The sequence below is a fragment of the Leclercia sp. G3L genome (assembly GCF_021117075.1).
In the GTDB taxonomy this organism is placed as follows: domain Bacteria; phylum Pseudomonadota; class Gammaproteobacteria; order Enterobacterales; family Enterobacteriaceae; genus Enterobacter; species Enterobacter adecarboxylatus_C.
In genome coordinates this window covers 1,658,583-1,680,182 of sequence record NZ_CP088265.1, presented here as the reverse complement: position 1 = coordinate 1,680,182, position 21,600 = coordinate 1,658,583, and the positions used below count along the sequence as shown (strand labels likewise).

Genomic DNA, 21,600 nt, shown 5'->3' with positions numbered 1-21,600 from the left:
GGACATTTAAGATATCTACATATTTTATCAACTTTGACTTAAAACATATTTGTCTGAAATATATTGAATGAATACAACCTCAAAAAATAAGAAATGAACCCTTCATATTTATAAATTATGCATGCCATTTTAAAAATCAAAGATATTTACTTGATAATACATTCAGAGATTAAATCATTGATAATAAAAAAGGACCCTAAGGTCCTTTTATTTTATTTTACGACACGTAAAGCCGGACGGCCGCCGCGCGGAGGCGGAGTATCGTCAGGATCGTCATCATGATCCGGCTTATCACCATCAATGATCGACATCACCGTTTCGCTTTCGCTCCCGGCCACGCCATTTTCATCATTCAGGCTGGCAACATCTTCATCATAAGCCGCTTCAGGCTCAAACATGGTGCCTGCACCGTTCTCACGGGCGTAGATAGCCAGTACGGCAGCCAGCGGTACAGAAACCTGACGCGGTACGCCACCGAAGCGGGCATTGAAGCGTACTTCATCGTTCGCCAGCTCAAGACCACCCACCGCACGCGGCGCGATGTTCAGTACGATTTGTCCGTCACGTGCATATTCCATAGGAACCTGCACGCCCGGTAACGTCACATCCACTACCAGGTGCGGCGTGAGCTGGTTATCCAGCAGCCATTCATAGAAGGCACGCAGCAGATACGGACGGCGCGGAGACAGCTGTGACATTTCCACAATCATTAACCCCGGCCGAGACGCATTTCACGTTCAGCTTCAGTCAGAGAAGCAAGGAAAGAATCGCGTTCGAAGACACGGGTCATATAGCCTTTAAGCTCTTTCGCACCCGGGCCGCTAAACTCGACGCCCAGAATCGGCAGACGCCACAGCAATGGCGCCAGGTAGCAATCGACCAGGCTGAACTCGTCGCTCAGGAAGAACGGACGCTGACCGAACACCGGTGCAATCGCCAGCAGCTCTTCACGCAGCTGTTTACGCGCTGCATCAGCTTCTGCGGAGGAGCCATTCACAATGACGTTCATCAGCGTATACCAGTCTTTCTCAATACGCTGCATGTACAGGCGGCTTTCACCACGCGCAACCGGGTAGACCGGCATCAGCGGCGGATGCGGGAAACGCTCATCCAGGTATTCCATAATGATACGGGATTCCCACAGGGTCAGCTCACGATCCACCAGCGTTGGCACGCTCTGGCTTGGATTGAGATCGATAAGATCCTGAGGCGGGTTATCCTTTTCCACATGCTCGATCTCAAAACTGACACCCTTCTCGGCCAGCACGATACGAACCTGATGGCTATAAATGTCAGTAGGACCAGAAAACAGCGTCATTACCGAACGTTTGTTGGCAGCGACAGCCATGAAAACCTCCAGGTATATTCAGAATTTTTACTGCTACCAGCCACACAGGCCAGCCAGATGTTTTGTTGTCCATCCCTGAGAATTTCTCCTCTTGTTCAAAAAGAGAACAAAAATCGAGCATTCACCGTTATTTGGACAGAAAAGTGGATGATAGTTTACCAGATTTTGCGGCCTTTGTGGTGAGGGGATTCTGGAAATGCGGAAAAAGAGGTCACAAAGGATGTCTGCATGTGGATAACCTGAACGTTACCCATAAAAAAACCCGCCGAAGCGGGTTTTTCGCCAATTGTTGTCTGCCGAAGCAGAAACCAATTAACGCTTGGAGAACTGTGGACGACGACGTGCTTTACGCAGGCCGACTTTCTTACGTTCAACCTGACGCGCGTCACGAGTAACGAAGCCAGCTTTACGCAGTTCGCCACGCAGGGACTCGTCGTACTCCATCAGAGCGCGGGTGATACCGTGACGGATCGCACCAGCCTGACCAGAGATACCACCACCTTTAACAGTGATGTACAGATCCAGTTTCTCAACCATGTCGACCAGTTCCAGCGGCTGACGAACTACCATGCGGGCAGTTTCACGACCGAAGTACTGTTCCAGAGAACGTTGGTTGATAACGATTTTACCACTGCCCGGTTTGATGAACACGCGAGCGGCGGAGCTTTTGCGGCGACCAGTGCCGTAGTATTGATTTTCAGCCATTGCCTATAATCCCGATTAGATGTCAAGAACTTGCGGTTGCTGTGCCGCGTGGTTGTGCTCGTTACCTGCGTAAACTTTCAGTTTACGGTACATAGCACGACCCAGCGGGCCTTTTGGCAGCATGCCTTTAACCGCGATTTCAATCACACGCTCAGGACGGCGGGCAATCATCTCTTCAAAGGTCGCTTGTTTGATACCGCCGATGTGGCCGGTGTGGTGATAGTACACTTTGTCAGTACGCTTGTTGCCGGTTACAGCAACTTTGTCAGCGTTCAGAACGATGATGTAATCACCGGTATCTACGTGCGGAGTGTATTCCGCTTTGTGCTTACCGCGCAGGCGACGAGCCAGTTCGGTAGCCAGACGGCCCAGAGTTTTACCGGTCGCGTCAACAACATACCAGTCGCGTTTTACGGTTTCTGGTTTAGCTGTAAAAGTTTTCATTAAAAGCTTACCCAAATAAATAAGTTACACGTTGGTGAACACCCAAACGTTTAGTAGTTGAGGTTCACACGACATTGTCCAGCAAACCTACCCCTTCGAATAGCCTATGCCGGCGCAGAGAAAGTTTTGGGAAAAAAACCTTCTTGTAACGTGGGGTCGCAAGATTATAGAGAAGTCGGGGGTAAAGGTCGACCCCTAATTGTGATTTGACGCGGGTTTTTCCGGGCAGGTCGAAAAGCCGGGTGGCGGCTGCGTCCTACCCGGCTAATGGGTGTTTCGAGGATGGCATTTATGGCATGTGTTCGCGCTTCAGGTACTCTTCGCTTTGCATCTCCTGCAGGCGCGACAGGCAGCGCTGGAACTCAAACTTTAGTCGCTCCCCCTGATAGATCTCATATAAAGGGACGGCGGCGCTCACCACCAGCTTGACGTGGCGTTCGTAAAACTCATCAACCAGCGCGATAAAGCGTCGGGCTTCGCTCTCCATCAGCGTGGTCATCACTGGCACATCGAACAACATCACCGTATGGAACAGGCGCGAGAGCGCAATATAGTCGTGCTGGCTGCGGGCATCGACACACAGGGTGGCAAACGACACCGCGAGGGTTTGATTGACAACGCCCAGGGTTTGCAGTGGGCGATGGTTCACCTCCAGCACGGCGGCGTTATCACGCTCGGCCCCGGCCAGCGCCAGCCACAGTTTGTTCATCTGCTGTTGCGTGTCATCGTTTAACGGTGAAATCCACAGATGGGCCTGGGTCAGGGTGCGCAGGCGATAATCGACGCCGGCATCCACATTCATAATGTCGCAATGCGCTTTTATCGCATCGATCGCGGGCAGGAAGCGGGCGCGTTGCAGACCGTTACGGTACAGCTCATCCGGTGGGATGTTGGAGGTTGCTACCAGCGTAATGCCGCGAGCAAACAGCGCTTTCATCAGCCCGCCCAGCAGCATGGCGTCGGTAATGTCAGAGACAAAAAACTCATCGAAGCACAGCACGTCGGTTTCGGCTTTGAAACGCTCGGCAACGATATCCAGCGGATCGCTCTGTCCCTGCAGGGCCGTCAGCTCTTCATGTACCCGCAGCATAAAGCGGTGAAAATGCAGGCGCTGCTTACGCGTTCCCGGCAGGCTCTGATAGAACAGATCCATCAGCCAGGTTTTGCCGCGTCCGACCCCTCCCCACATATATAAGCCGCGTACCGGCGTGACGCTCTGCGGCGCTTTCTTCCCCAATAACCGCCCAAACGCGGCTTTGAGTCCCCCAGCAGGCGCGGCTTCGGCCGGCTGGGTGGTCAGCGCCTGCCAGATGCTGTCCAGACGCCTTACCGCTTCATGCTGTACATCATCTGGCTGGTGGGAGCCCTCGTTCAGGGCCTGTTGGTAACGCGATGTTGGGGAAAGGCTTTGCATAATCTTATTGTTATTCCTTCAATTAATACCCGCCAGCCTGTTCAGTTGGCGAAAAAAAGGCCGTTCTACAGTACGCGATGATGCGGTGGGATTCCACTTCTAAGGAAATAGCGGTTATAGTGGCATAATCAGGCACAGGCATGAAGCCGAGCCAATACCCTACGGAACCACAAGACAACGGGAGAAGTTCATGACCTGGGAATATGCGCTAATTGGTTTAGTCGTCGGCATCGCTATCGGTGCCGTGGCCATGCGTTTTGGAAATCGCAAATTGCGCCAGCAACAGGCGTTGCAGTACGAACTGGAAAAGAACAAAGCTGAACTGGATGAGTATCGTGAAGAGCTGGTAAACCACTTTGCCCAGAGCGCCGAGCTGCTGGACAACATGGCTCATGATTACCGCAAGCTTTACCAGCACATGGCGAAAAGCTCCAGCAGCCTGCTGCCGGAGATGAGCGCAGAGAACAACCCGTTCCGCAACCGTCTGGCAGAGTCCGAAGCCGGTAACGATCAGGCGCCAGTGCAGATGCCACGTGACTACTCCGAAGGCGCATCCGGCCTGCTGCGCGGTGGCGCAAAGCGCGATTAATCGCACATCGCAAATAAATTTTACGGGCGCAGCTATTGCGCCCGTCCTTTCTTCCCGACCCCAGCTATTATTTAGTCAAACACCTCATTGTTCAGCGTTTTAAAATTCAATAACATCAGACTGTTTCAGGGCCGTTATTCCTCCATTCCAGGTTGCGAGAGCCAGCATAAATGAACAAAAAAAATCAGCTGTTGAGCGCGTTAGCATTGAGTATCGGATTATCGCTGTCGGCATCGTATCCAGCGGCGGCAGCCATCCCTTCACAGGTTCCGGGCCAGGCCGCGCTTCCGAGCCTTGCGCCGATGCTGGAAAAAGTCCTGCCCGCGGTGGTCAGCGTGCAGGTCGAAGGCACCGCCGTGCAAAGCCAGCGCATCCCGGAAGAGTTGAAAAAGTATTTTGGCGACGATGCCCCCGACCAGGCGCAGCCTTTTGAAGGGCTAGGCTCCGGCGTGGTGATCGATGCCGCGAAAGGCTACGTGCTGACCAATAACCACGTTATCAGTCATGCCGATAAAATTAGCGTCCAGATGAACGATGGGCGGGAGTTTGACGCCAAACTGATTGGCGGGGACGATCAGAGCGATATCGCCCTGCTGCAGTTACAGAACCCAACCGGCCTGACGCAAATCGCCATCGCCGATTCCGATAAGCTGCGCGTTGGGGATTTCGCCGTCGCGGTCGGTAATCCTTTCGGTCTGGGCCAGACGGCTACCTCCGGCATCGTCTCTGCGCTGGGCCGCAGTGGCCTAAACCTTGAGGGTCTGGAAAACTTTATCCAGACCGACGCCTCCATTAACCGCGGCAACTCCGGCGGCGCGCTGCTGAACCTGAACGGGGAGCTGATCGGCATTAACACCGCCATTCTGGCGCCTGGCGGCGGCAGCGTGGGGATTGGTTTTGCGATTCCCAGCAACATGGCCCGCACCCTGGCACAGCAGCTGATTGAGTTTGGTGAAGTGAAGCGCGGGCTGCTGGGCATTAAAGGCACGGAAATGAGCGCAGATATTGCCAAAGCGTTCAACCTGAACGTTCAGCGCGGCGCTTTCGTCAGCGAAGTGATACCGAATTCCGGCTCGGCAAAAGCGGGGGTCAAATCCGGGGACGTGATCGTTAGCCTGAATGATAAACCGTTAAGCAGTTTTGCCGAACTGCGCTCGCGTATTGCCACCACGGAGCCGGGTGCCACGGTTAAGCTCGGCATTTTGCGTGACGGCAAACCGCTGGATCTACAGGTCACGCTGGATAAAAGCACCTCATCTTCGGCCAGCGCAGAGATGATTGCCCCGGCACTGCAGGGGGCGACCTTAAGCGACGGGCAGTTAAAAGACGGTACCAAAGGCATCACTCTCGACAGCGTCGAGAAAAGCAGCCCTGCCGCGCAGGCCGGTCTGCATGAGAATGATGTGATCGTCGGGGTGAACCGCGTTCGCGTGCAGTCCATCGCCGAAATGCGCAAAGTGCTGGAAAGTAAACCTACCGTTATTGCCCTGCAGATCGTGCGCGGCAACGACACACTCTATATTCTGCTGCGTTAAGCCTGTACGCGTCCGGACATCACCCCGTGTGATGTCCGGATAAGTCATGCTATGCTGCTTGCGATCTTCCCTTAACGACGCCCGTATCATGGTTTTAAAGCTCATTCGTTCGGTCGCCATCGGCCTGGTTGTAGGTGGCCTGTTACTGGCCGCGATGCCCTCTTTACGTCAGTTTAATCAGCTGGCTGCGCCGCAGTTTGACAGCGCAGATGAAACGCCTGCCAGTTACAATCAGGCAGTACGCCGCGCCGCCCCTGCGGTGGTTAACGTCTATAACCGTGGGCTGAACAGCACCAGCCATAATCAGCTGGAGATCCGCACTCTGGGCTCCGGGGTAATTATGGATGAACGCGGCTACATCATTACTAACAAACATGTGATCAACGATGCCGATCAGATCATCGTTGCGCTGCAGGATGGCCGCGTCTTTGAAGCCCTGCTGGTCGGCTCCGACAGCCTGACGGATCTGGCGGTCCTCAAAATCACCGCCACGGGCGGCCTGCCCGTCATCCCCATCAACCGTAAACGTACCCCGCATATTGGCGACGTGGTGCTGGCGATCGGTAACCCCTATAACCTCGGGCAGACCATCACCCAGGGGATTATTAGCGCGACGGGGCGTATTGGCCTGAACCCCTCCGGGCGGCAGAACTTCCTGCAGACGGATGCCTCCATCAACCACGGTAACTCCGGCGGCGCGCTGGTGAACTCGCTGGGCGAACTGATGGGCATCAATACCCTCTCGTTTGATAAGAGCAACGATGGGGAAACCCCCGAAGGCATCGGCTTCGCCATCCCGTTCCAGCTGGCCAACAAGATTATGGATAAGCTCATTCGCGATGGACGGGTTATCCGTGGCTACATTGGCATTGGCGGGCGTGAGATTGCTCCGCTGCATACCCAGGGTGGCGGCATCGACCAGATTCAGGGGATTGTAGTGAACGAAGTCACCTCTGGCGGTCCGGCGGCGGAAGCGGGCATCAAGGTCAACGACGTTATCGTCTCGGTGAACGGTAAACCGGCGATATCGGCTCTCGAGACCATGGATCAGGTGGCTGAAATCAGGCCTGGCTCCATCATTCCGGTGGAAGTGATGCGGGATGATAAGAAACTGACGCTGCAGGTGACCATTCAGGAATACCCGGCCACCAACTGAGTCAGCAGACATAAAAAAACCGGAGCATTGGCTCCGGTTTTTTATTGCCCTGACGGGAAGCGAGTCGCTTACTTGTTAACGAACTCTTCGCCCAGGACGATATCGTTCTTCAGCGTGTCCAGCATACCGGCCATCGCCTGCTGCTCGAACGCGCTCAGGGTGCCGATAGATTTACGCTCTTCGATACCGTTTTTACCCAGCAGCAGCGGCTGAGAGAAGAAGCGCGCGTGCTCGCCGTCGCCTTCAACGTACGCACATTCCACCACGCCTTGCTCGCCCTGCAGGGCGCGCACCAGAGACAGACCGAAACGTGCTGCAGCCTGACCCATAGAGAGGGTTGCAGAGCCGCCACCCGCCTTCGCTTCCACCACTTCGGTGCCAGCGTTCTGGATGCGTTTGGTCAGGTCAGCCACTTCCTGCTCGGTGAAGCTGACGCCTGGGATCTGGGACAGCAGTGGCAGAATGGTCACGCCAGAGTGGCCGCCGATAACCGGCACTTCGAGCTCGGTTGGCTGCTTGCCTTTCAGTTCCGCCACAAAGGTGTTGGAGCGGATGATGTCCAGCGTGGTCACGCCAAACAGTTTGTTCTTGTCATACACGCCCGCTTTTTTCAGCACTTCTGCTGCGATAGCCACGGTGGTGTTAACCGGGTTAGTGATGATACCGATGCAGGCTTTCGGGCAAGTTGTTGCTACCTGCTGAATCAGGTTCTTAACGATACCCGCATTCACGTTGAACAGGTCGGAACGATCCATACCAGGCTTACGCGCCACGCCTGCGGAGATCAGCACAACGTCTGCGCCTTCGAGCGCCGGGCGCGCATCTTCACCGGAGAAGCCTTTGATTTTGACAGCCGTCGGGATGTGGCTCAGGTCAACCGCCACACCAGGGGTTACCGGGGCGATGTCGTACAGAGAGAGTTCTGAGCCTGCAGGCAGCTGAGTTTTCAGTAGTAGGGCAAGCGCCTGGCCGATACCGCCAGCAGCGCCGAGGACTGCGACTTTCATCCTAAACTCCTTATTATGGTGAGCTAACTTTCTGTTACTCCGTCGCGGCGACCTTAATTCAGCAGATCAATAATTACAATCTTCATAATGTGAGAATTAGCGGTCACGCGCTTTTCGCCTCTGCCGGAAGACTATCGGGCGTTATGCGATAACTAAGCAACGAATTAAGAGGGGATTACAATACACCCTCGCCAGCCACCAAAACAACATCAATTTGATAACATTTAATTTACTTTTAACCTTATTTGCGAGGCGTGACGCAGGCATGTTCCTTGATAACGAAATTTGATAAAATCACTCCCTTTCATAACATTATTTCAGCCTAAGATTGGGCAGATAGTTTGCATAAAAATTCATCCATGTGCATAATAATGTTGCTTCTACCGCTATATTTCGGGTGATTTATGCGAATCTCTTCTAAACAAGAAGAATTGGTTAAGGCGTTTAAAGCGCTGCTTAAAGAAGAAAAGTTTAGTTCTCAGGGTGAGATCGTCCAGGCCTTACAGGAAGAAGGCTTCGAAAATATCAACCAGTCGAAAGTCTCCCGCATGTTAACCAAATTTGGCGCGGTGCGTACCCGCAACGCCAAAATGGAGATGGTTTACTGTCTGCCTGCTGAGCTGGGCGTACCGACAACTTCAAGCCCGCTGAAGAATCTGGTGCTGGATATCGACTATAACGATGCCGTGGTGGTGATCCACACCAGCCCGGGCGCAGCCCAGCTGATTGCACGTCTGCTCGACTCGCTCGGCAAAGCAGAAGGTATTCTCGGCACTATCGCCGGGGACGATACCATCTTCACTACCCCGGCCAATGGTTTCTCGGTGAAAGATCTCTACGAAGCCATTCTGGTGTTGTTCGAACAGGAACTCTGATCCCCCTGCCCTGCTGCGGTCGCGCAGCGGGGAATCTTCGGCTCCCGCCTCGTTTCCCCTTACATTCTGTTATCTGTGATTTAACAAATAGTGCGTTTTTCTGGTTCAATTCATTCATACAGTGGATGATCCGCTGCGCGACCGCACAAATAATCAAATCACCTCATCCCCATGATTTTAATGGAAATAAATCGATACCACGCGTTTAACCAAGCCTTTTTTATTCCTATCAGTTATAAAAATCTATCTTCTTAATACGTAATTTCACGAGAAACAATTAGCATGGTATTAATTTTTGCCGTTATTAGTGTATACTTGATTTTGTGATGAGGGTCACGAAACGAAGACCCCAGTAAAGAATATGACGAGGAAGAAAATCATGAAAATCAAAACTACCGTAGCCACATTAAGCATTCTCTCTGTTCTGTCTTTCGGTGCTTTTGCCGCCGATGCGATTAACGCCGATCAGGCTCAGTCCCGTGAGTCAATTGGTACCGTTTCTGTTGGTGCAGTCGGTACTTCTCCGATGGACATGAATCAGATGCTGAACAAGAAAGCGCAGGAACAGGGTGCCTCCTCCTATCGCGTTATCGAAGCGCGTACCGGTGACCACTGGCATGCTACTGCTGAGCTGTACAAATAAGCCGTACCGAGCAATATCCGATATACCCGTTATCTCAGTTCAACGACACCAGGTATAAAAATAGCAGCACAACCCTTCTGGTCGTTGAATGTGCCCTGTAAGGAGTAAAGACTATGAACACTAAATTAATTATCGCCACCCTTGGTTTAGCTTCCGTTCTCTCATTCGGTGCCAGCGCAGCTGTGCATCAGGTTACTGCGGAACAAGCACAAGGCCTGCAATCAATGGGTAGCGTAGGCGTTACCGAAGTTGCCGGTTCCCCGATGGATATCCGTCAGGCCCTGGCAGCAAAAGCTGAAAAAGCGGGTGCCAGCAGCTATCGCGTTACCGAGCTGAATACCGGTGACCACTGGCATGCAACCGCTGAGCTGTACAAATAAACCCTCGTCGTATTGAACTACGACTTGCCCCTGCTTCGCAGGGGCTTTTTTTTGCCTTTTTACGGGCGAACGTTAAAGCGGATCTGGCCTTCCAGCTCCTCTTCCGCCTCATCAAACAGCAGGATCAGCGCGCCGAAGCGTCTGCGCAGCTTCTCCGGCAAATGGGTAAACTCGATTTCAAGCGGCAGCGGCAGCTGATTGCCGGTGACGATCTCCCATAAAGAATCCAGGTTGGTCACACTCTCGCGCGCGATGCCAAAGGTACGTGAAAACTCACGGTAAAAGTCTTCCTGACTGTCGATTTCATCAAAATCAAAGGTATAAATATTCATTTCCCGCCACCCCGTCCAGGCGGGCGGCTGATGCCGCCCTGCCGATTATAATCCCCCGATATGCAGGGTTTTCACTTCAAGGAACTCCTCCAGTCCCAGTACAGAGCCCTCACGACCCAGCCCTGACTCTTTTACCCCACCAAACGGCCCCAGCTCGGTGGAGACCGCGCATTCGTTAATCCCGATCATCCCGCTCTCAATGGCCTGCGAAACGCGGAACACCCGCTGCAGATTCTGGGTATAGAAATAGGCGGCCAGACCAAAGGGCGTATTATTGGCGCGCTGAATCACTTCCTCTTCCGAGGTGAAACGGAAGCAGGCCGCCACGGGCCCAAAGGTCTCTTCGCTGGCCAGCGCCATCCCTTCATGGCAATCGCCCAATACCGTCGGCTGCCAGAAATTGCCGCCCAGATCGTGCGCCTTGCCCCCTGCCAGTACCGTCGCCCCTTTGGCGACCGCGTCCTCGACATGCTCGCGCACTTTTTTCACTGCGGCAGGTTCAATCAGCGGACCGACAACGGTGCCCTCCTCCAGGCCGTTACCCACTTTTAAGTCGTTGACGGCGGCGGCGAGCTGGCTGACGAAGGCGTCATACACTGACTCCTGAATATAGAAACGGTTAACGCTGACGCAGACCTGGCCCGCATTGCGGAATTTGTTGGCGATGGCTCCTTTTACCGCAGCATCAATATCGGCATCGTCGAAGACGATATAAGGCGCATTCCCGCCCAGCTCCATCGAGACTTTTTTCATTGTCTCGGCGGCATTGCGCACCAGCGTTTTGCCGACCGCCGTCGAGCCGGTAAAGGAGATTTTGCGCACTTCATGGCTGGCCATGATCGCATCGCTTATCTCAGAGGTGTTGCCCGCCACCGCATTGAGTACACCGTCCGGGACGCCCGCTTTTTTGGCAAGGGTCAGCAGTGCAAAAGCGCTGAGCGGCGTATTGTTAGCTGGTTTGATCACCCCGGTGCAGCCTGCTGCCAGCGCCGGACCCAGCTTGCGGGTCAGCATCGCCATCGGGAAGTTCCACGGCGTGATGGCCGCCACCACGCCAACCGGTTCGCGGGTGGCCAGAATGCGGGAGCCGGGTTTAACCGGGGGAATGATTTCGCCGTTGGCGCGTTTGGCCTGCTCGGCGAACCACTGAATAAAGCTGGCCGCATACTCAACCTCGCCTTCCGCCTCTTTCAGCGGTTTGCCCTGCTCGGTGGTCATCAGTTGTCCAAGCCACTGCTTGTTTTCAATGATTAATTCATACCAGCGATAGAGAATGGTCGAGCGCTCTTTTGCGGTTCTGGCCCGCCAGGCCGGAAAAGCACGGCTTGCGGCGGCGATAGCTTCTTCGGTCTCTTTGGTGCCCGCTTTTGCCACTTTAGCGATCGCCTCGCCGGTGGCCGGGTTAAGTACATCGAATGTGGTGTCGAGCGTTTTCCATACGCCATCAACCAGATATCCTGTCTGAAATAGCGCACTGTCCTGAAGAGCCTGGGTAGTCATGTATCCTCCCATTCCGGGTTTAAGTACTTGCCCGAATAAGTATAGTCACAAAAAAACCGACGCTTACGGCGTCGGTTTTCAGGAGGATCAGCTGTCGGTGAGTGCATTCTGGTAGCGATGCAGCATCCCCACCAGCCGCTGCACCGGTTCGGTCACCTGTCGCGGTGCCTCCCAGATGCGCAGTTTTTCCTGGTAGATGTCCAGCTCCTCAAGCAGCTGAGCAAAATAGCGGCGCCGCTTATCGTCACTGGTGGCCGAAATGACATGATCGGCAGTGCGCCGCAGCTGGCGGTGGAACGCCGAGAGATCGTCATTAACCGGCACCGGCGCATTGCGCAGACGCTGGTGGGCGATGATCAGGGTCAGGGCCAGACGGAATTTGGCGATGTCGCCCGGGAATTTGGTCAGCAGTAAAAACAGCTGCTGATAGAGCGCGGGCAGATGGTTCTCTTTGCGCCGGGCGGTGTTGGTGGTCATCGCAGAGACGGCGGCAGAAACAAACTGGTTCAGCAGCACGCGTCCGGTGCGGGCCTGCGAGTTATCACGCACCAGCAGAATGACCATCATCGCGAGGAAACAGCCGACAATCTGCCCCAGCGCGCTGTCGAGAAACTGGCTGAAGTGGAACGTCATCGGATTATCCAGCACCAGAATATTGATGGTGCTGGCCAGCGCCCCGAGCGAGCCCAGGCGTCGCTTCTGTACCTCTATACCAATAAAGAAGGCCATTACGGCAAGACTGATACAGAGCAATAGCATGCTTTGCTGGGTCGAGGGCAGAACCACCAGGAAATAGAAGGCCCCAAGCGGCAGTGCTGCCAGGGTGCCGTAGAGAAAATCGAGCGCCACCATCCGCGGATTGGGAAGACGCATCGCCAGCGAAGTGACCACGGCGATCATCACCATCGCACCGCTGCCGGAGGTCCAGCCGGTCCATAGCCAGAACAGCGTCCCGAGCATACAGGCGAGCGTGGTGCGCCAGAAGTTGACCATCGCATGGTGACGTTCCGCCGACTCGGCTTTGACCACTACCTCGCCCTGCAGGACTTCCTCTTCGGTGGCGCTGATTTTGGTATTGCCGATAACGCCACGCTTGAGGAGCAGGTAGCGCGTCGCCGCCCCAACCCAGGTATAGATGGTGACCGGAGTATCACGCTCGCCGGTCCAGGCGATGACTCGCCGCATCCTTTTGAGCTGTTTATGCACATCCTGCACGGTGGCAACGGGGGTGGCAAACTGCTCCCGGAAGGTATCAGTGATCGCTTCGGGGCGGGTATTCTGGATCAGATAGGTTTCGCAGGCCTGGGTGATCAGCGTTAAGGAGACGGTATTGAGCGCCTTCAGGCGGCGGTTGGCTCGCGACCAGCGCGACGACTCCATATTGAGGTTGCTGCGCATCCCTTCCAGCGCGGTGGTACGTCGCACCAGCGCACTCCAGGCGTTATCGACCTCTTCACTGTCGCCATGCTTAATGCACAGCTGCATCAGCTGATACTGGGCGACGATCAGCGCATCCAGCTCGCGATCCACCTCCTGCTTAATGGAGCGGGGGGAGAACAGCAGATCCGCCACGATCGCACAGACAATCCCCATCACGATCTCACTGCAGCGCTCCACGGCAAACTGCGGCGCCAGCAGCGGGTTGGTCTGAATGGTGATGATAATGATCAGCGCGGTATAGCCGGAAAGGCCCCAGGCGTAAGAGTTTTCCACACGTACAAGGGAGGAGATCCAGGTGCAAAAACCGGCCCAGATACAGCACACCATCAGCATCAGCAGCGGGGTGCGGATCATCAGAATGACGATGGTCAGCGCGGCGATACAGCCAATAAAGGTGCCGACAATACGCAGCATCCCGCGATAGCGTATTGCGCCGGAGTAAGGTTCCCCGCCCGCCGCAAAGGCCGGGCCTGCGGCGACAATCGCCGCGGTCAGTACTGCCCAGCGGGGCGTTTCCAGCTGAAAGTGAAAGCCAACGAACAGCGCCAGCACGATGGCGAAGGCCAGCTTAATCGCAAAGCGCAGGTGCTGATTGGCGATGGAGAAGATGCCCATGGCGATTAACCAAACTCACGCAGGCGGTGGGCAATTTTGCGGAACAGCGAGTCATGGCTGGCGTCCCGATCTTTCTCACCGGTGATCACCACCGTGGCGGTGGTGCCCGCAGGCCACAGGTTGCCCTGCTGTTCATCCAGTCGAATACGCACCGGCACGCGCTGCGCCAGACGCACCCACTCAAGATTGGAGTCGACGGTCGCCATCCCTTTGCTGTCGCGGGTGGCGCTGGAGTTGGTCACCCCTGCCGCCACGCTGTCGACCGTCCCTTTCAGGACACGGTTGCTGCCCAGCGGGGTGATTTCCGCCCGATAGCCCGGACGGACGTTCTCCAGCTTGGTCTCTTCCATATAGGCGAGCACATAGAAGGAGTGCTGTTTGACCAGCGCCACGGCGGTGGAGCCGCGGGTAATAAATTCCCCGGTATAGACATTGAGGTTGGTCACCCAGCCGTCGGACGGCGCGCGGATCACGGTACGCTCAAGATCGAGCTTCGCCAGATCGCGCGTGGCTTCGGCCTTCGCCAGCTGATGCAGCACGGTTTGCAGCACGTTGTTGGATTGATCGATCTCCTCGCGGGACATCGCCTGCACCCCCAGCTGATTACGGCGCCCCGCCTCACGGCGTTTCTCCGCAGCCAGCGCCTGGTAGTAGGCGACATCCGCCTCCGCTTCTTCCAGCGATTTCTGATAGCGAGGCTGATCGACGGTGAACAGCACCAGATCCTTTTTTACCAGCTGGTTGTCATGCACATTGACGGCAGTGATCAGGCCCGCCACGTCCGGAGCAATGGCGACGATGTCGGCGCTAAAGCGCGCATCGCGCGTCCAGGGCGACTCGGTGTAATAAACCCACGCGCGAAAAATAGCGATGAACGCGAGGATAACCAGAGCCAGGGTAATGGCGGTACGGGAGATTTTTCTTGTTAGCGTTTTCACATCTACCTCAAACAAACAGGCGCGATACCAGATAGAACAGGCAGCAATACAGCGCGGAATTGAACAATGCAGGGTGCCAGACGAAATCATAGATCCCGGTAGGAGCCAGCACCTTTCGCACCAGCCAAAAAATCGCCAGTGATAAAAGAAGTTCGAAGAATATCGGGGGGAACGATAATCCGAACACCACGATAACGGGAAACAGACTCATGTTGACCTTGATTAGAGCGAGCAGGCGAAAGAATTATTCAGCATACGGCACCGCAGAAGGGGCAAGAAAAGCCGGGCGAGAGTGGCGTAGCTATAATGTATTAATAATATATTAGCGTAACTGTTATGCTGTTATCTATCATATGTGATCTAAATCACTTTTAAGCCAGAGTGAATAATGGAACGTCTAAAACGGATGTCAGTTTTTGCCAAAGTCGTTGAGCTGGGCTCCTTCACAGCCGCGGCCAGGCAACTACAAATGAGCGTCTCGTCAATCAGTCAGACCGTCGCCAAACTGGAAGATGACCTCCAGGTGAAACTCCTCAACCGCAGCACCCGCAGCCTTGGTCTAACCGAAGCCGGCAAAATCTATTATCAGGGCTGTCGGCGGATGTTGTATGAGGCCCAATCGGTGCATGAGCAACTTTACGCCTTCAACAACACTCCCATCGGTACGCTGCGTATCGGGTGCTCTTCAACTATGGCACAAAATGTGCTGGCCGGAATGACCGCTGACATGTTGCAGGAGTACCCGGGGCTGACGGTCAATCTGGTCACTGGTATTCCCGCCCCGGATCTGATTGCCGACGGGCTGGATGTGGTGATCCGGGTCGGGGCGTTGCAGGACTCCAGCCTCTTTTCCCGCCGCCTGGGCAGTATGCCGATGGTGGTATGCGCGGCGAAAAAGTATCTCGCCAGAGCGGGGAGCCCGGAGAAGCCGGCGGATCTCAGTAATCACGCCTGGCTGGAGTATAGCGTGCGCCCGGATAATGAATTTGAGCTGGTCGCGCCGGAAGGGCTCTCGACAAAACTGCTGCCGCAGGGGCGCTTTGTTACCAACGATCCGATGACGATCTCCCGCTGGCTGGTGGCCGGGGCCGGGATCGCTTACGTCCCGCTGATGTGGGTGATCAACGAGATCAACAGCGGCGAGCTGGAGATCCTCTTCCCGCGCTATCAGTCGGACCCGCGCCCGGTTTATGCGGTCTATACCGAAAAGGACAAACTGCCGCTGAAGGTGCAGGTGTGCATTAACTATCTGACGGATTATTTCGTGCAGGTGGCGGCGCTGTTTCAGGAGATGCGGGGAAGGAAGGAATAACCCTCTCCCACAGGGAGAGGGTATTTCGGAAGGGGAATTATGCGGTACCGCCGACGGTGAGGTTATCCACCTTCAGGGTCGGCTGACCGACGCCCACCGGCAGGCTCTGGCCCTCTTTACCGCAGACGCCGACGCCGTTATCCAGCTTCAGATCGTTACCGACCATCGAGATCTGCTGCATCGCTTCGATGCCGGAGCCAATCAGGGTCGCCCCTTTCACCGCTTTGGTCACTTTGCCCTTCTCAATCAGATAGGCTTCTGAGGTTGAAAAGACAAATTTACCGGAGGTGATATCCACCTGGCCGCCACCGAAGTTTGGCGCGTAGATGCCATATTCAACCGACTCGATGATCTCCTGCGGCGTGGATTTACCCGCCAGCATATAGGTGTTGGTCATACGCGGCATCGGCAGGTGCGCGTAAGATTCGCGACGGCCGTTACCGGTTGGCGCCACACCCATCAGGCGCGCATTCAGTTTGTCCTGCATGTAGCCCTTCAGGATACCGTTCTCGATCAGGACGTTGTACTGACCCGGCGTTCCTTCATCATCGATGGAGATCGAGCCACGACGATCGGTCATGGTGCCATCATCCACCACGGTGCAAAGCTCAGAGGCCACCAGCTCGCCCATATGGCCGCTGAAGACCGAGGTGCCGCGACGGTTGAAGTCGCCTTCCAGCCCGTGACCCACCGCTTCGTGCAGCAGCACGCCAGGCCAGCCTGCGCCCAGAACCACCGGCAGAGTACCCGCAGGTGCCGCGACGGCAGAGAGATTGACCAGCGCCATTCGCACCGCCTCTTTCGCCCAGGCGTCGGCGCGCACTTCGCCCTCAACCGGGTTCAGGAACCACTCGTAACCGAAACGACCGCCGCCGCCGCTGGAGCCACGCTCGCGTTTGCCGTCCTCTTCCACCAGCACGCTGACGGAGAGACGGACCAGCGGACGCACGTCGGCGGCCAGGGTGCCGTCGGTTGCCGCCACCAGAATCAACTCATATACGCCACTCAGGCTGGCAGAGACTTCCTGCACGCGCTTATCTTCCGCACGGGCGACTTTGTCTACCCGACGCAGAATATCCAGCTTCTCTTCGCGGCTCATGCTTTGCAGCGGATCGACGCTGGTGTAGAGCGCAGAGTGCTGCACTTCGCCCAGGGTTTTCACCCGACCATCACCGCTGTCGCGCACGATGGTACGTGCTGCCTGCGCGCTCTGCTGCAGAGCAGTCAGGCTAATCTGGTCCGCATAGGCAAAACCGGTTTTCTCACCGCTAACGGCGCGGACACCAACGCCCTGGTCGATGTTATAAGAGCCATCTTTGATGATGCTGTCTTCTAAAACCCAGGATTCGTGATAGCTCGACTGAAAGTAGAGATCGCCGTAGTCGAGACGGCGTTCGGTCAGTTGACCAAGAATGGAAAACAGGTCCTGATGGCTCAGGCCGTTCGCTGCCAGCAGATGTTCACTTACCAGGTTCAGACTCATCGTTTTGCTACTCGTTCGTTGCCGTCCACAGGACGTATCTAAGATCTTATCTATTGAGAGTGAGGCAATTAATTGCCCGCGTCAAATCATTGCTGTGCATCTTTGCGTGGCTGACGCAGCACTTCATTAATCTGCGGTTTATCGACCGGGCCGGTGATGTGGTAGCGCAGAATAGAGACTTTGCTCCACAGCGGCCCCAGCACTTTACTGGCGGCAAACACCGCCGCGCCGACAATCGGGTTAACGGCGAAGGCTGCTGCCACGCCAACGGTGGCGGAGATTTCCGGTGCCACCACCGCTTCCATATCCAGTTCTCGACGCACCAGATTGACGGAGCCTTTCATGGCAATATCCGCCTCCAGCCCGTCGACCAGCGTATCATCCGTGTGCAGAACCCCATCCTTAATCCACGCGGTGCTGCGGATAGAGTCAAAGTAGAATCCTTCATTAAAGGTATCGCTGAAGTCAAAGCGCAGCTTGCGCAGCAGAGCGTCGAAGCTGAGCAGACGCAGCAGCTGCCCCGCATGGCCGGTGCTCAGATCCGCTATTTCACCTTTGCCTAACCGGGTCTTCAGAATGCCGTTCAGCGTGGCTTCGTCAGGCTTCCACGGCTGGTCGCGCCAGTGCAGATCGTAGTCGAGATCAAACGACGAACCTCGAATCGGCGTGGTGATACCGAAATAATTTGATGCCGCATCCAGCTTGTTGCCTTTGATTTGCCCTTTCAGCGAGGTGCGCTGCTCCCCGGCACCGTTCACCCACTCGCCGTTGGCGGTCAGGCGACCAAAGCCGGTATCAATCAGTCCGCCCGCCAGGGTAAGGGTGTTGCCCTTAATGGTGAAATCGCCATCGATACGACCGTACTTCTGCCCCCACAGCCAGCACTCGGCGCAGCGCAGCTGTAAATCAGGCCAGCTGCTGAAATTAACCCGCGTGGTACTGGCTAACGGCGAAACTGTATTGCCTTTCCCGGCAGTGACGCTCGCCGGATTGTAATAGAGATAGCGGATCGCCGCCTGCCATGGCGCGGTGTCGCGCATCAGCAGGGTGGCGTTGATCTCCCGCCCCTGCGCCTCGACTTTTGAGCCGTTCAGGATCGGCTGCGAGACGATACTCAGGTTATTCCACTGCTGTCCACCCAGCGTCAGGGCCGGAGTGCGTACCGTGATATGTTGCGGGAACTGTGCCGACTCATCCACGTTTTGCCCGACGCCGCTCTGGAACAGGGCTAACCACTCGGCGCCATCCATCGGCGGCAGGTTGAGTTCGACGCCCGCCTGTTCCGGCAGCGGCGGCAGCGTGCGGCTGTCGCTGGTCCAGATGGCGCGATCCAGCGTCAGCTTGCGGTTCAGCAACCAGCGGCTGTTAAAGTGATTCTTACCACCGGCATTGCCCGTCAGGGTAAAGCTGTTGAGATCCCCGTCGACGTTCAGTTTCACCGGCAGCGGCTCACCCGCGCTCTTCTCCAGCGGCGACGGCAGGTCGCTGCTGACGTTCTTCAGATCGCCGCTGATATCCACTTTATACTGGGCATCGCCACGATAAGGCAGCTCAATCGCGACTTTGCCGTTCCACGGCAGGCGGCCTTCCAGCGACTGGCTGATGACTTTTGGCAGCACATCCATCCGCGAAGGCTGCCAGATAGCATCGAGATTCACGGCCACCTGATAGGCTTTCGCGCCTTCGGTGGTGGAGAAGTCGATATTCACCGGCTGATTAAACCAGCTTGCGGTCAGCGGCCCACTTTTGAGATCGCCATTCACGAAGCTGAACTGGCCGCTCAGATTGTTGATCGTGCTATTCAGCGGCTTGATGAACAGGCTGTTATTCTTCAGCCTGACGTCGCCTTTGGCGGTGGTCATGGTGCCGTCGAACGGGATATCCAGATGTAAGCGAGCATTCACATCGCCATCCAGCTGGAGCTGCTGAAGGGTGGCGCCCAGGGAATCATCCAGCGGCGTCTCGTCAAAGTACGGCCCAACGGCTTTTCCGGGCCCGTTGATATTAGCGTCAATCAGCAGCTCTTCTTTCGAATAGTCCGGGATCACTGCGGTCAGGTTACTGGCTTTTACCCCGCCCAGCGCCACGCCGTCGGTCTTCATCCACAACCCGTCGTTGATGAAGTTAAGCTCAATATCGAGGTTTTTCAGCGCCGGCCACTCAGGCTGGAAGGCGTAGGTGGCGTTGCGTAACGGCACCAGAACCTGGAACTGGCCTTCGTTGTGCTTGTAGGGGAACAGGTGCGGGTTACCGCCATACACTAGGGTGGCGTTATCCGCCTGCCCGCCCTGAATGGCGCCGCTCAGGTAGTCCACCAGCGCTTTGCCCATCAGGTTTTCAGGAAAATAGCGCCAAGCCTGTGATCCATCGTCGGTGCTGATGCCCGCCAGGATCCCCAGCCAGGGCTCATCGCCAGCCGGCTGCAGATAGCGGAAATCACCCCGGGCATGCACCGCTTTGGCTTTCACGTCGATGTCACGTCCGTCGAGCTGGAAACCCTTCTCGTTCTTCAACCAGTGGAGGGTAGCGGTGCCTTTCTCCACCTCCAGCGGGGCGCGGAAGACGGTTTCGTAAGGCATTTTCGCATCGCGCATATGGGCCACCAGGCGGCCATTTTCCACGCTGCCCTGCAATGTGCCGCTGAAATGCTCGGCGCCCGGCAGCAGCTCCCACTGCTTCCAGGCGAGATCGGTCCAGGCGATGTTGAAGCGCGTTTTTTCCGTCTCCTGCAGTGGAATATCCAGCGCCAGAGCGTTGATCGCTCCCACCGGCTGGGTGGCCTGCCAGACGTCGCCCAGCGACGGGGAGAGCTTCGCTGCAATGGTTCTCAGCCCCTCAAGGCCTGACAGCTCCAGATTGCTGGCGCGAATGCGCAGCTCGTCGCTGCGTGTGTTATTAGCACCGCCCACGTCCTGCCCGGGGATCCAGGCCAGGGCCAGCGCCCCGCGCGGCCACGCCTTGTCGTCCATGGTAATGCGGGTATCCGGAATGGCGAACTGCCAGCCCTCTTTCTCGCGGGTGACGTGCGCGGTCAGATTATCAACCGAAAGCTGATGCTGGCGCGCCTTCCCCGGCCAGCTGGCGCCCCCCTGCTTCAGCCAGATATCGCCGCTGGCGAACTGGCCATCGGTGAGGGTCATCCATCCTTCAATGCTGAAGCGCGCGGTTTCCAGCTGCATATTCTGCTGCACCCACTCACCCAGCCAGGGTTTGACGTCCACGTCATCGGCCTGCATCCATACTTTGCCGTTATTCAGCAGCCCCTTGTCATCACGCAGATCCATCCGCACCTGCATCACGCCATGCTGTCCGTTCAGGCTGGAGAGGCTGACCTGGCCTTCCGCACGGTGCCGCTCTTTGCCGTTGAGCCAGGTAAGCTGAGGGATCGCCAGTTCGGCACGCTGTCCTGAGAGAGTAATAAAGCTGATTTCACTGTCGCGCAGATCGAAATGATCGAACTGGCGCAGGAACAGATCGCTGACGCGGTTGGCCTCGAAGCCTTCGCCCTGGTCGTCACTGCGCAGCGGGGTGTTGGTCAGAAACTGCAGCTGATAAAAGGTAAGATCGCGAAACTGCCAGCGCAGGTGCAGCAGGCTTTGCCACACGTCCAGCGCCAGGGTCACGCGTTTGATTTTCAGATGGCCGCCGTCTTTCAGCTGCGCGTTGATGTCGCGCACTTCAAGAGTCGGGCCGAAATTCTGCCAGCTCGCGTTGAGCTGGCTGGCCGCGACGGGCATGCCGGTCGCGGATTCAATCTTCTCCAGCACCTGCGGGCGCCAGGCGTCCAGATGCGGCAATATGAGGCGCAGCCCGCTTACGAGCAGCGCGACAATCACGATCAGCGTTGCCCCTGTAAGCAGTAAAATCCCCGGCAGTCGCCTCAC

20 protein-coding genes are annotated in these 21,600 nt (G+C 56.1%); 7 read left to right on the top strand and 13 right to left on the bottom strand.

Going from position 1 to position 21,600, the window contains the following annotated elements; all coding sequences use genetic code 11:
* Positions 1 to 212: 212 nt before the first annotated feature.
* The 5 genes from sspB to zapE form a co-directional block, all read right to left on the bottom strand.
* Positions 213 to 704, bottom strand: coding sequence for a ClpXP protease specificity-enhancing factor (gene sspB, locus LRS40_RS09475; protein ID WP_231313588.1), 492 nt, complete (start codon positions 702 to 704; stop codon positions 213 to 215).
* Positions 705 to 709: 5 nt separating this feature from the next.
* A complete protein-coding gene (gene sspA / locus LRS40_RS09470; RefSeq protein WP_156264735.1) occupies positions 710 to 1,348 on the bottom strand; it encodes a stringent starvation protein SspA in 639 nt (212 codons plus the stop codon).
* Between the two features lie 312 nt (positions 1,349 to 1,660).
* A complete protein-coding gene (rpsI, locus tag LRS40_RS09465; protein ID WP_003025138.1) occupies positions 1,661 to 2,053 on the bottom strand; it encodes a 30S ribosomal protein S9 in 393 nt (130 codons plus the stop codon).
* Positions 2,054 to 2,068: 15 nt separating this feature from the next.
* Complete coding sequence (gene rplM / locus LRS40_RS09460; RefSeq protein WP_024551131.1) at positions 2,069 to 2,497, bottom strand: 50S ribosomal protein L13; 429 nt, start codon at positions 2,495 to 2,497, stop codon at positions 2,069 to 2,071.
* Positions 2,498 to 2,786: 289 nt separating this feature from the next.
* Positions 2,787 to 3,911, bottom strand: coding sequence for a cell division protein ZapE (gene zapE, locus LRS40_RS09455; protein ID WP_142487278.1), 1,125 nt, complete (start codon positions 3,909 to 3,911; stop codon positions 2,787 to 2,789).
* A 190-nt stretch (positions 3,912 to 4,101) separates the two neighbouring features.
* Here zapE and zapG point away from each other — a divergent pair, with 190 nt between their 5' ends.
* The 3 genes from zapG (at position 4,102) to degS (ending at position 7,191) form a co-directional block, all read left to right on the top strand.
* On the top strand, positions 4,102 to 4,500 hold the full coding sequence (gene zapG / locus LRS40_RS09450) for a Z-ring associated protein ZapG (protein ID WP_142487279.1): 399 nt from the start codon (positions 4,102 to 4,104) through the stop codon (positions 4,498 to 4,500).
* A 170-nt stretch (positions 4,501 to 4,670) separates the two neighbouring features.
* Positions 4,671 to 6,035, top strand: a complete 1,365-nt coding sequence (gene degQ, locus LRS40_RS09445; protein WP_156264737.1) for a serine endoprotease DegQ — start codon at positions 4,671 to 4,673, stop codon at positions 6,033 to 6,035.
* Positions 6,036 to 6,123: 88 nt separating this feature from the next.
* Positions 6,124 to 7,191: an outer membrane-stress sensor serine endopeptidase DegS gene (degS, locus tag LRS40_RS09440; protein ID WP_231313587.1), complete on the top strand. Its 1,068-nt coding sequence runs from the start codon at positions 6,124 to 6,126 to the stop codon at positions 7,189 to 7,191.
* A 68-nt stretch (positions 7,192 to 7,259) separates the two neighbouring features.
* Here the strand turns inward: degS and mdh are convergent, their stop codons facing one another.
* Positions 7,260 to 8,198, bottom strand: a complete 939-nt coding sequence (gene mdh, locus LRS40_RS09435; protein WP_032614538.1) for a malate dehydrogenase — start codon at positions 8,196 to 8,198, stop codon at positions 7,260 to 7,262.
* 404 nt (positions 8,199 to 8,602) lie between these two features.
* Between mdh and argR the strand changes: the two genes are divergently transcribed.
* From argR to yhcN (LRS40_RS09420), 3 genes are all read left to right on the top strand, one after another.
* Positions 8,603 to 9,073, top strand: coding sequence for a transcriptional regulator ArgR (gene argR / locus LRS40_RS09430; RefSeq protein ID WP_032614540.1), 471 nt, complete (start codon positions 8,603 to 8,605; stop codon positions 9,071 to 9,073).
* 379 nt (positions 9,074 to 9,452) lie between these two features.
* The gene (yhcN, locus tag LRS40_RS09425; RefSeq protein WP_142487282.1) at positions 9,453 to 9,716 is read left to right on the top strand and encodes a peroxide/acid stress response protein YhcN; all 264 of its coding nucleotides are present in this window, start codon (positions 9,453 to 9,455) and stop codon (positions 9,714 to 9,716) included.
* A 113-nt stretch (positions 9,717 to 9,829) separates the two neighbouring features.
* The gene (yhcN, locus tag LRS40_RS09420; RefSeq protein ID WP_142487283.1) at positions 9,830 to 10,096 is read left to right on the top strand and encodes a peroxide/acid stress response protein YhcN; all 267 of its coding nucleotides are present in this window, start codon (positions 9,830 to 9,832) and stop codon (positions 10,094 to 10,096) included.
* Between the two features lie 59 nt (positions 10,097 to 10,155).
* Here the strand turns inward: yhcN (LRS40_RS09420) and LRS40_RS09415 are convergent, their stop codons facing one another.
* The 5 genes from LRS40_RS09415 to aaeX form a co-directional block, all read right to left on the bottom strand.
* Complete coding sequence (locus LRS40_RS09415) at positions 10,156 to 10,428, bottom strand: barstar family protein (protein WP_142487284.1); 273 nt, start codon at positions 10,426 to 10,428, stop codon at positions 10,156 to 10,158.
* Between the two features lie 45 nt (positions 10,429 to 10,473).
* Positions 10,474 to 11,928 carry an NAD-dependent succinate-semialdehyde dehydrogenase gene (locus LRS40_RS09410; protein ID WP_142487285.1) on the bottom strand — a complete coding sequence of 485 codons (1,455 nt, stop codon included), beginning with the start codon at positions 11,926 to 11,928 and terminating at the stop codon, positions 10,474 to 10,476.
* Positions 11,929 to 12,015: 87 nt separating this feature from the next.
* The gene (gene aaeB / locus LRS40_RS09405) at positions 12,016 to 13,983 is read right to left on the bottom strand and encodes a p-hydroxybenzoic acid efflux pump subunit AaeB (RefSeq protein WP_142487286.1); all 1,968 of its coding nucleotides are present in this window, start codon (positions 13,981 to 13,983) and stop codon (positions 12,016 to 12,018) included.
* A gap of 5 nt (positions 13,984 to 13,988) precedes the next feature.
* Entirely contained in the window at positions 13,989 to 14,921 is a 933-nt protein-coding gene (gene aaeA / locus LRS40_RS09400; RefSeq protein WP_231313586.1) for a p-hydroxybenzoic acid efflux pump subunit AaeA, read from the bottom strand.
* A 7-nt stretch (positions 14,922 to 14,928) separates the two neighbouring features.
* Positions 14,929 to 15,132 carry a p-hydroxybenzoic acid efflux pump operon protein AaeX gene (aaeX, locus tag LRS40_RS09395; RefSeq protein WP_032614553.1) on the bottom strand — a complete coding sequence of 68 codons (204 nt, stop codon included), beginning with the start codon at positions 15,130 to 15,132 and terminating at the stop codon, positions 14,929 to 14,931.
* A 177-nt stretch (positions 15,133 to 15,309) separates the two neighbouring features.
* On the opposite strand from aaeX, the gene aaeR reads away from it, so the two are divergent.
* Entirely contained in the window at positions 15,310 to 16,233 is a 924-nt protein-coding gene (gene aaeR, locus LRS40_RS09390; RefSeq protein ID WP_142487288.1) for an HTH-type transcriptional activator AaeR, read from the top strand.
* Positions 16,234 to 16,270: 37 nt separating this feature from the next.
* Here the strand turns inward: aaeR and tldD are convergent, their stop codons facing one another.
* The gene (gene tldD / locus LRS40_RS09385; protein WP_142487289.1) at positions 16,271 to 17,716 is read right to left on the bottom strand and encodes a metalloprotease TldD; all 1,446 of its coding nucleotides are present in this window, start codon (positions 17,714 to 17,716) and stop codon (positions 16,271 to 16,273) included.
* Between the two features lie 86 nt (positions 17,717 to 17,802).
* Complete coding sequence (gene yhdP / locus LRS40_RS09380) at positions 17,803 to 21,600, bottom strand: AsmA2 domain-containing protein YhdP (RefSeq protein ID WP_231313585.1); 3,798 nt, start codon at positions 21,598 to 21,600, stop codon at positions 17,803 to 17,805.

Bases quoted from the DNA above. Each gene is read 5' to 3' on its own strand.
- degQ (WP_156264737.1), top strand. From the start codon at position 4,671: ATGAACAAAAAAAATCAGCTGTTGAGCGCGTTAGCATTGAGTATCGGA.
- tldD (WP_142487289.1), bottom strand. From the start codon at position 17,716: ATGAGTCTGAACCTGGTAAGTGAACATCTGCTGGCAGCGAACGGCCTG.
- rpsI (WP_003025138.1), bottom strand. From the start codon at position 2,053: ATGGCTGAAAATCAATACTACGGCACTGGTCGCCGCAAAAGCTCCGCC.
- rplM (WP_024551131.1), bottom strand. From the start codon at position 2,497: ATGAAAACTTTTACAGCTAAACCAGAAACCGTAAAACGCGACTGGTAT.
- degS (WP_231313587.1), top strand. From the start codon at position 6,124: ATGGTTTTAAAGCTCATTCGTTCGGTCGCCATCGGCCTGGTTGTAGGT.
- aaeB (WP_142487286.1), bottom strand. From the start codon at position 13,983: ATGGGCATCTTCTCCATCGCCAATCAGCACCTGCGCTTTGCGATTAAG.
- argR (WP_032614540.1), top strand. From the start codon at position 8,603: ATGCGAATCTCTTCTAAACAAGAAGAATTGGTTAAGGCGTTTAAAGCG.
- aaeR (WP_142487288.1), top strand. From the start codon at position 15,310: ATGGAACGTCTAAAACGGATGTCAGTTTTTGCCAAAGTCGTTGAGCTG.
- yhcN (WP_142487283.1), top strand. From the start codon at position 9,830: ATGAACACTAAATTAATTATCGCCACCCTTGGTTTAGCTTCCGTTCTC.
- LRS40_RS09415 (WP_142487284.1), bottom strand. From the start codon at position 10,428: ATGAATATTTATACCTTTGATTTTGATGAAATCGACAGTCAGGAAGAC.
- zapE (WP_142487278.1), bottom strand. From the start codon at position 3,911: ATGCAAAGCCTTTCCCCAACATCGCGTTACCAACAGGCCCTGAACGAG.
- aaeX (WP_032614553.1), bottom strand. From the start codon at position 15,132: ATGAGTCTGTTTCCCGTTATCGTGGTGTTCGGATTATCGTTCCCCCCG.
- yhcN (WP_142487282.1), top strand. From the start codon at position 9,453: ATGAAAATCAAAACTACCGTAGCCACATTAAGCATTCTCTCTGTTCTG.
- sspA (WP_156264735.1), bottom strand. From the start codon at position 1,348: ATGGCTGTCGCTGCCAACAAACGTTCGGTAATGACGCTGTTTTCTGGT.
- zapG (WP_142487279.1), top strand. From the start codon at position 4,102: ATGACCTGGGAATATGCGCTAATTGGTTTAGTCGTCGGCATCGCTATC.
- LRS40_RS09410 (WP_142487285.1), bottom strand. From the start codon at position 11,928: ATGACTACCCAGGCTCTTCAGGACAGTGCGCTATTTCAGACAGGATAT.
- mdh (WP_032614538.1), bottom strand. From the start codon at position 8,198: ATGAAAGTCGCAGTCCTCGGCGCTGCTGGCGGTATCGGCCAGGCGCTT.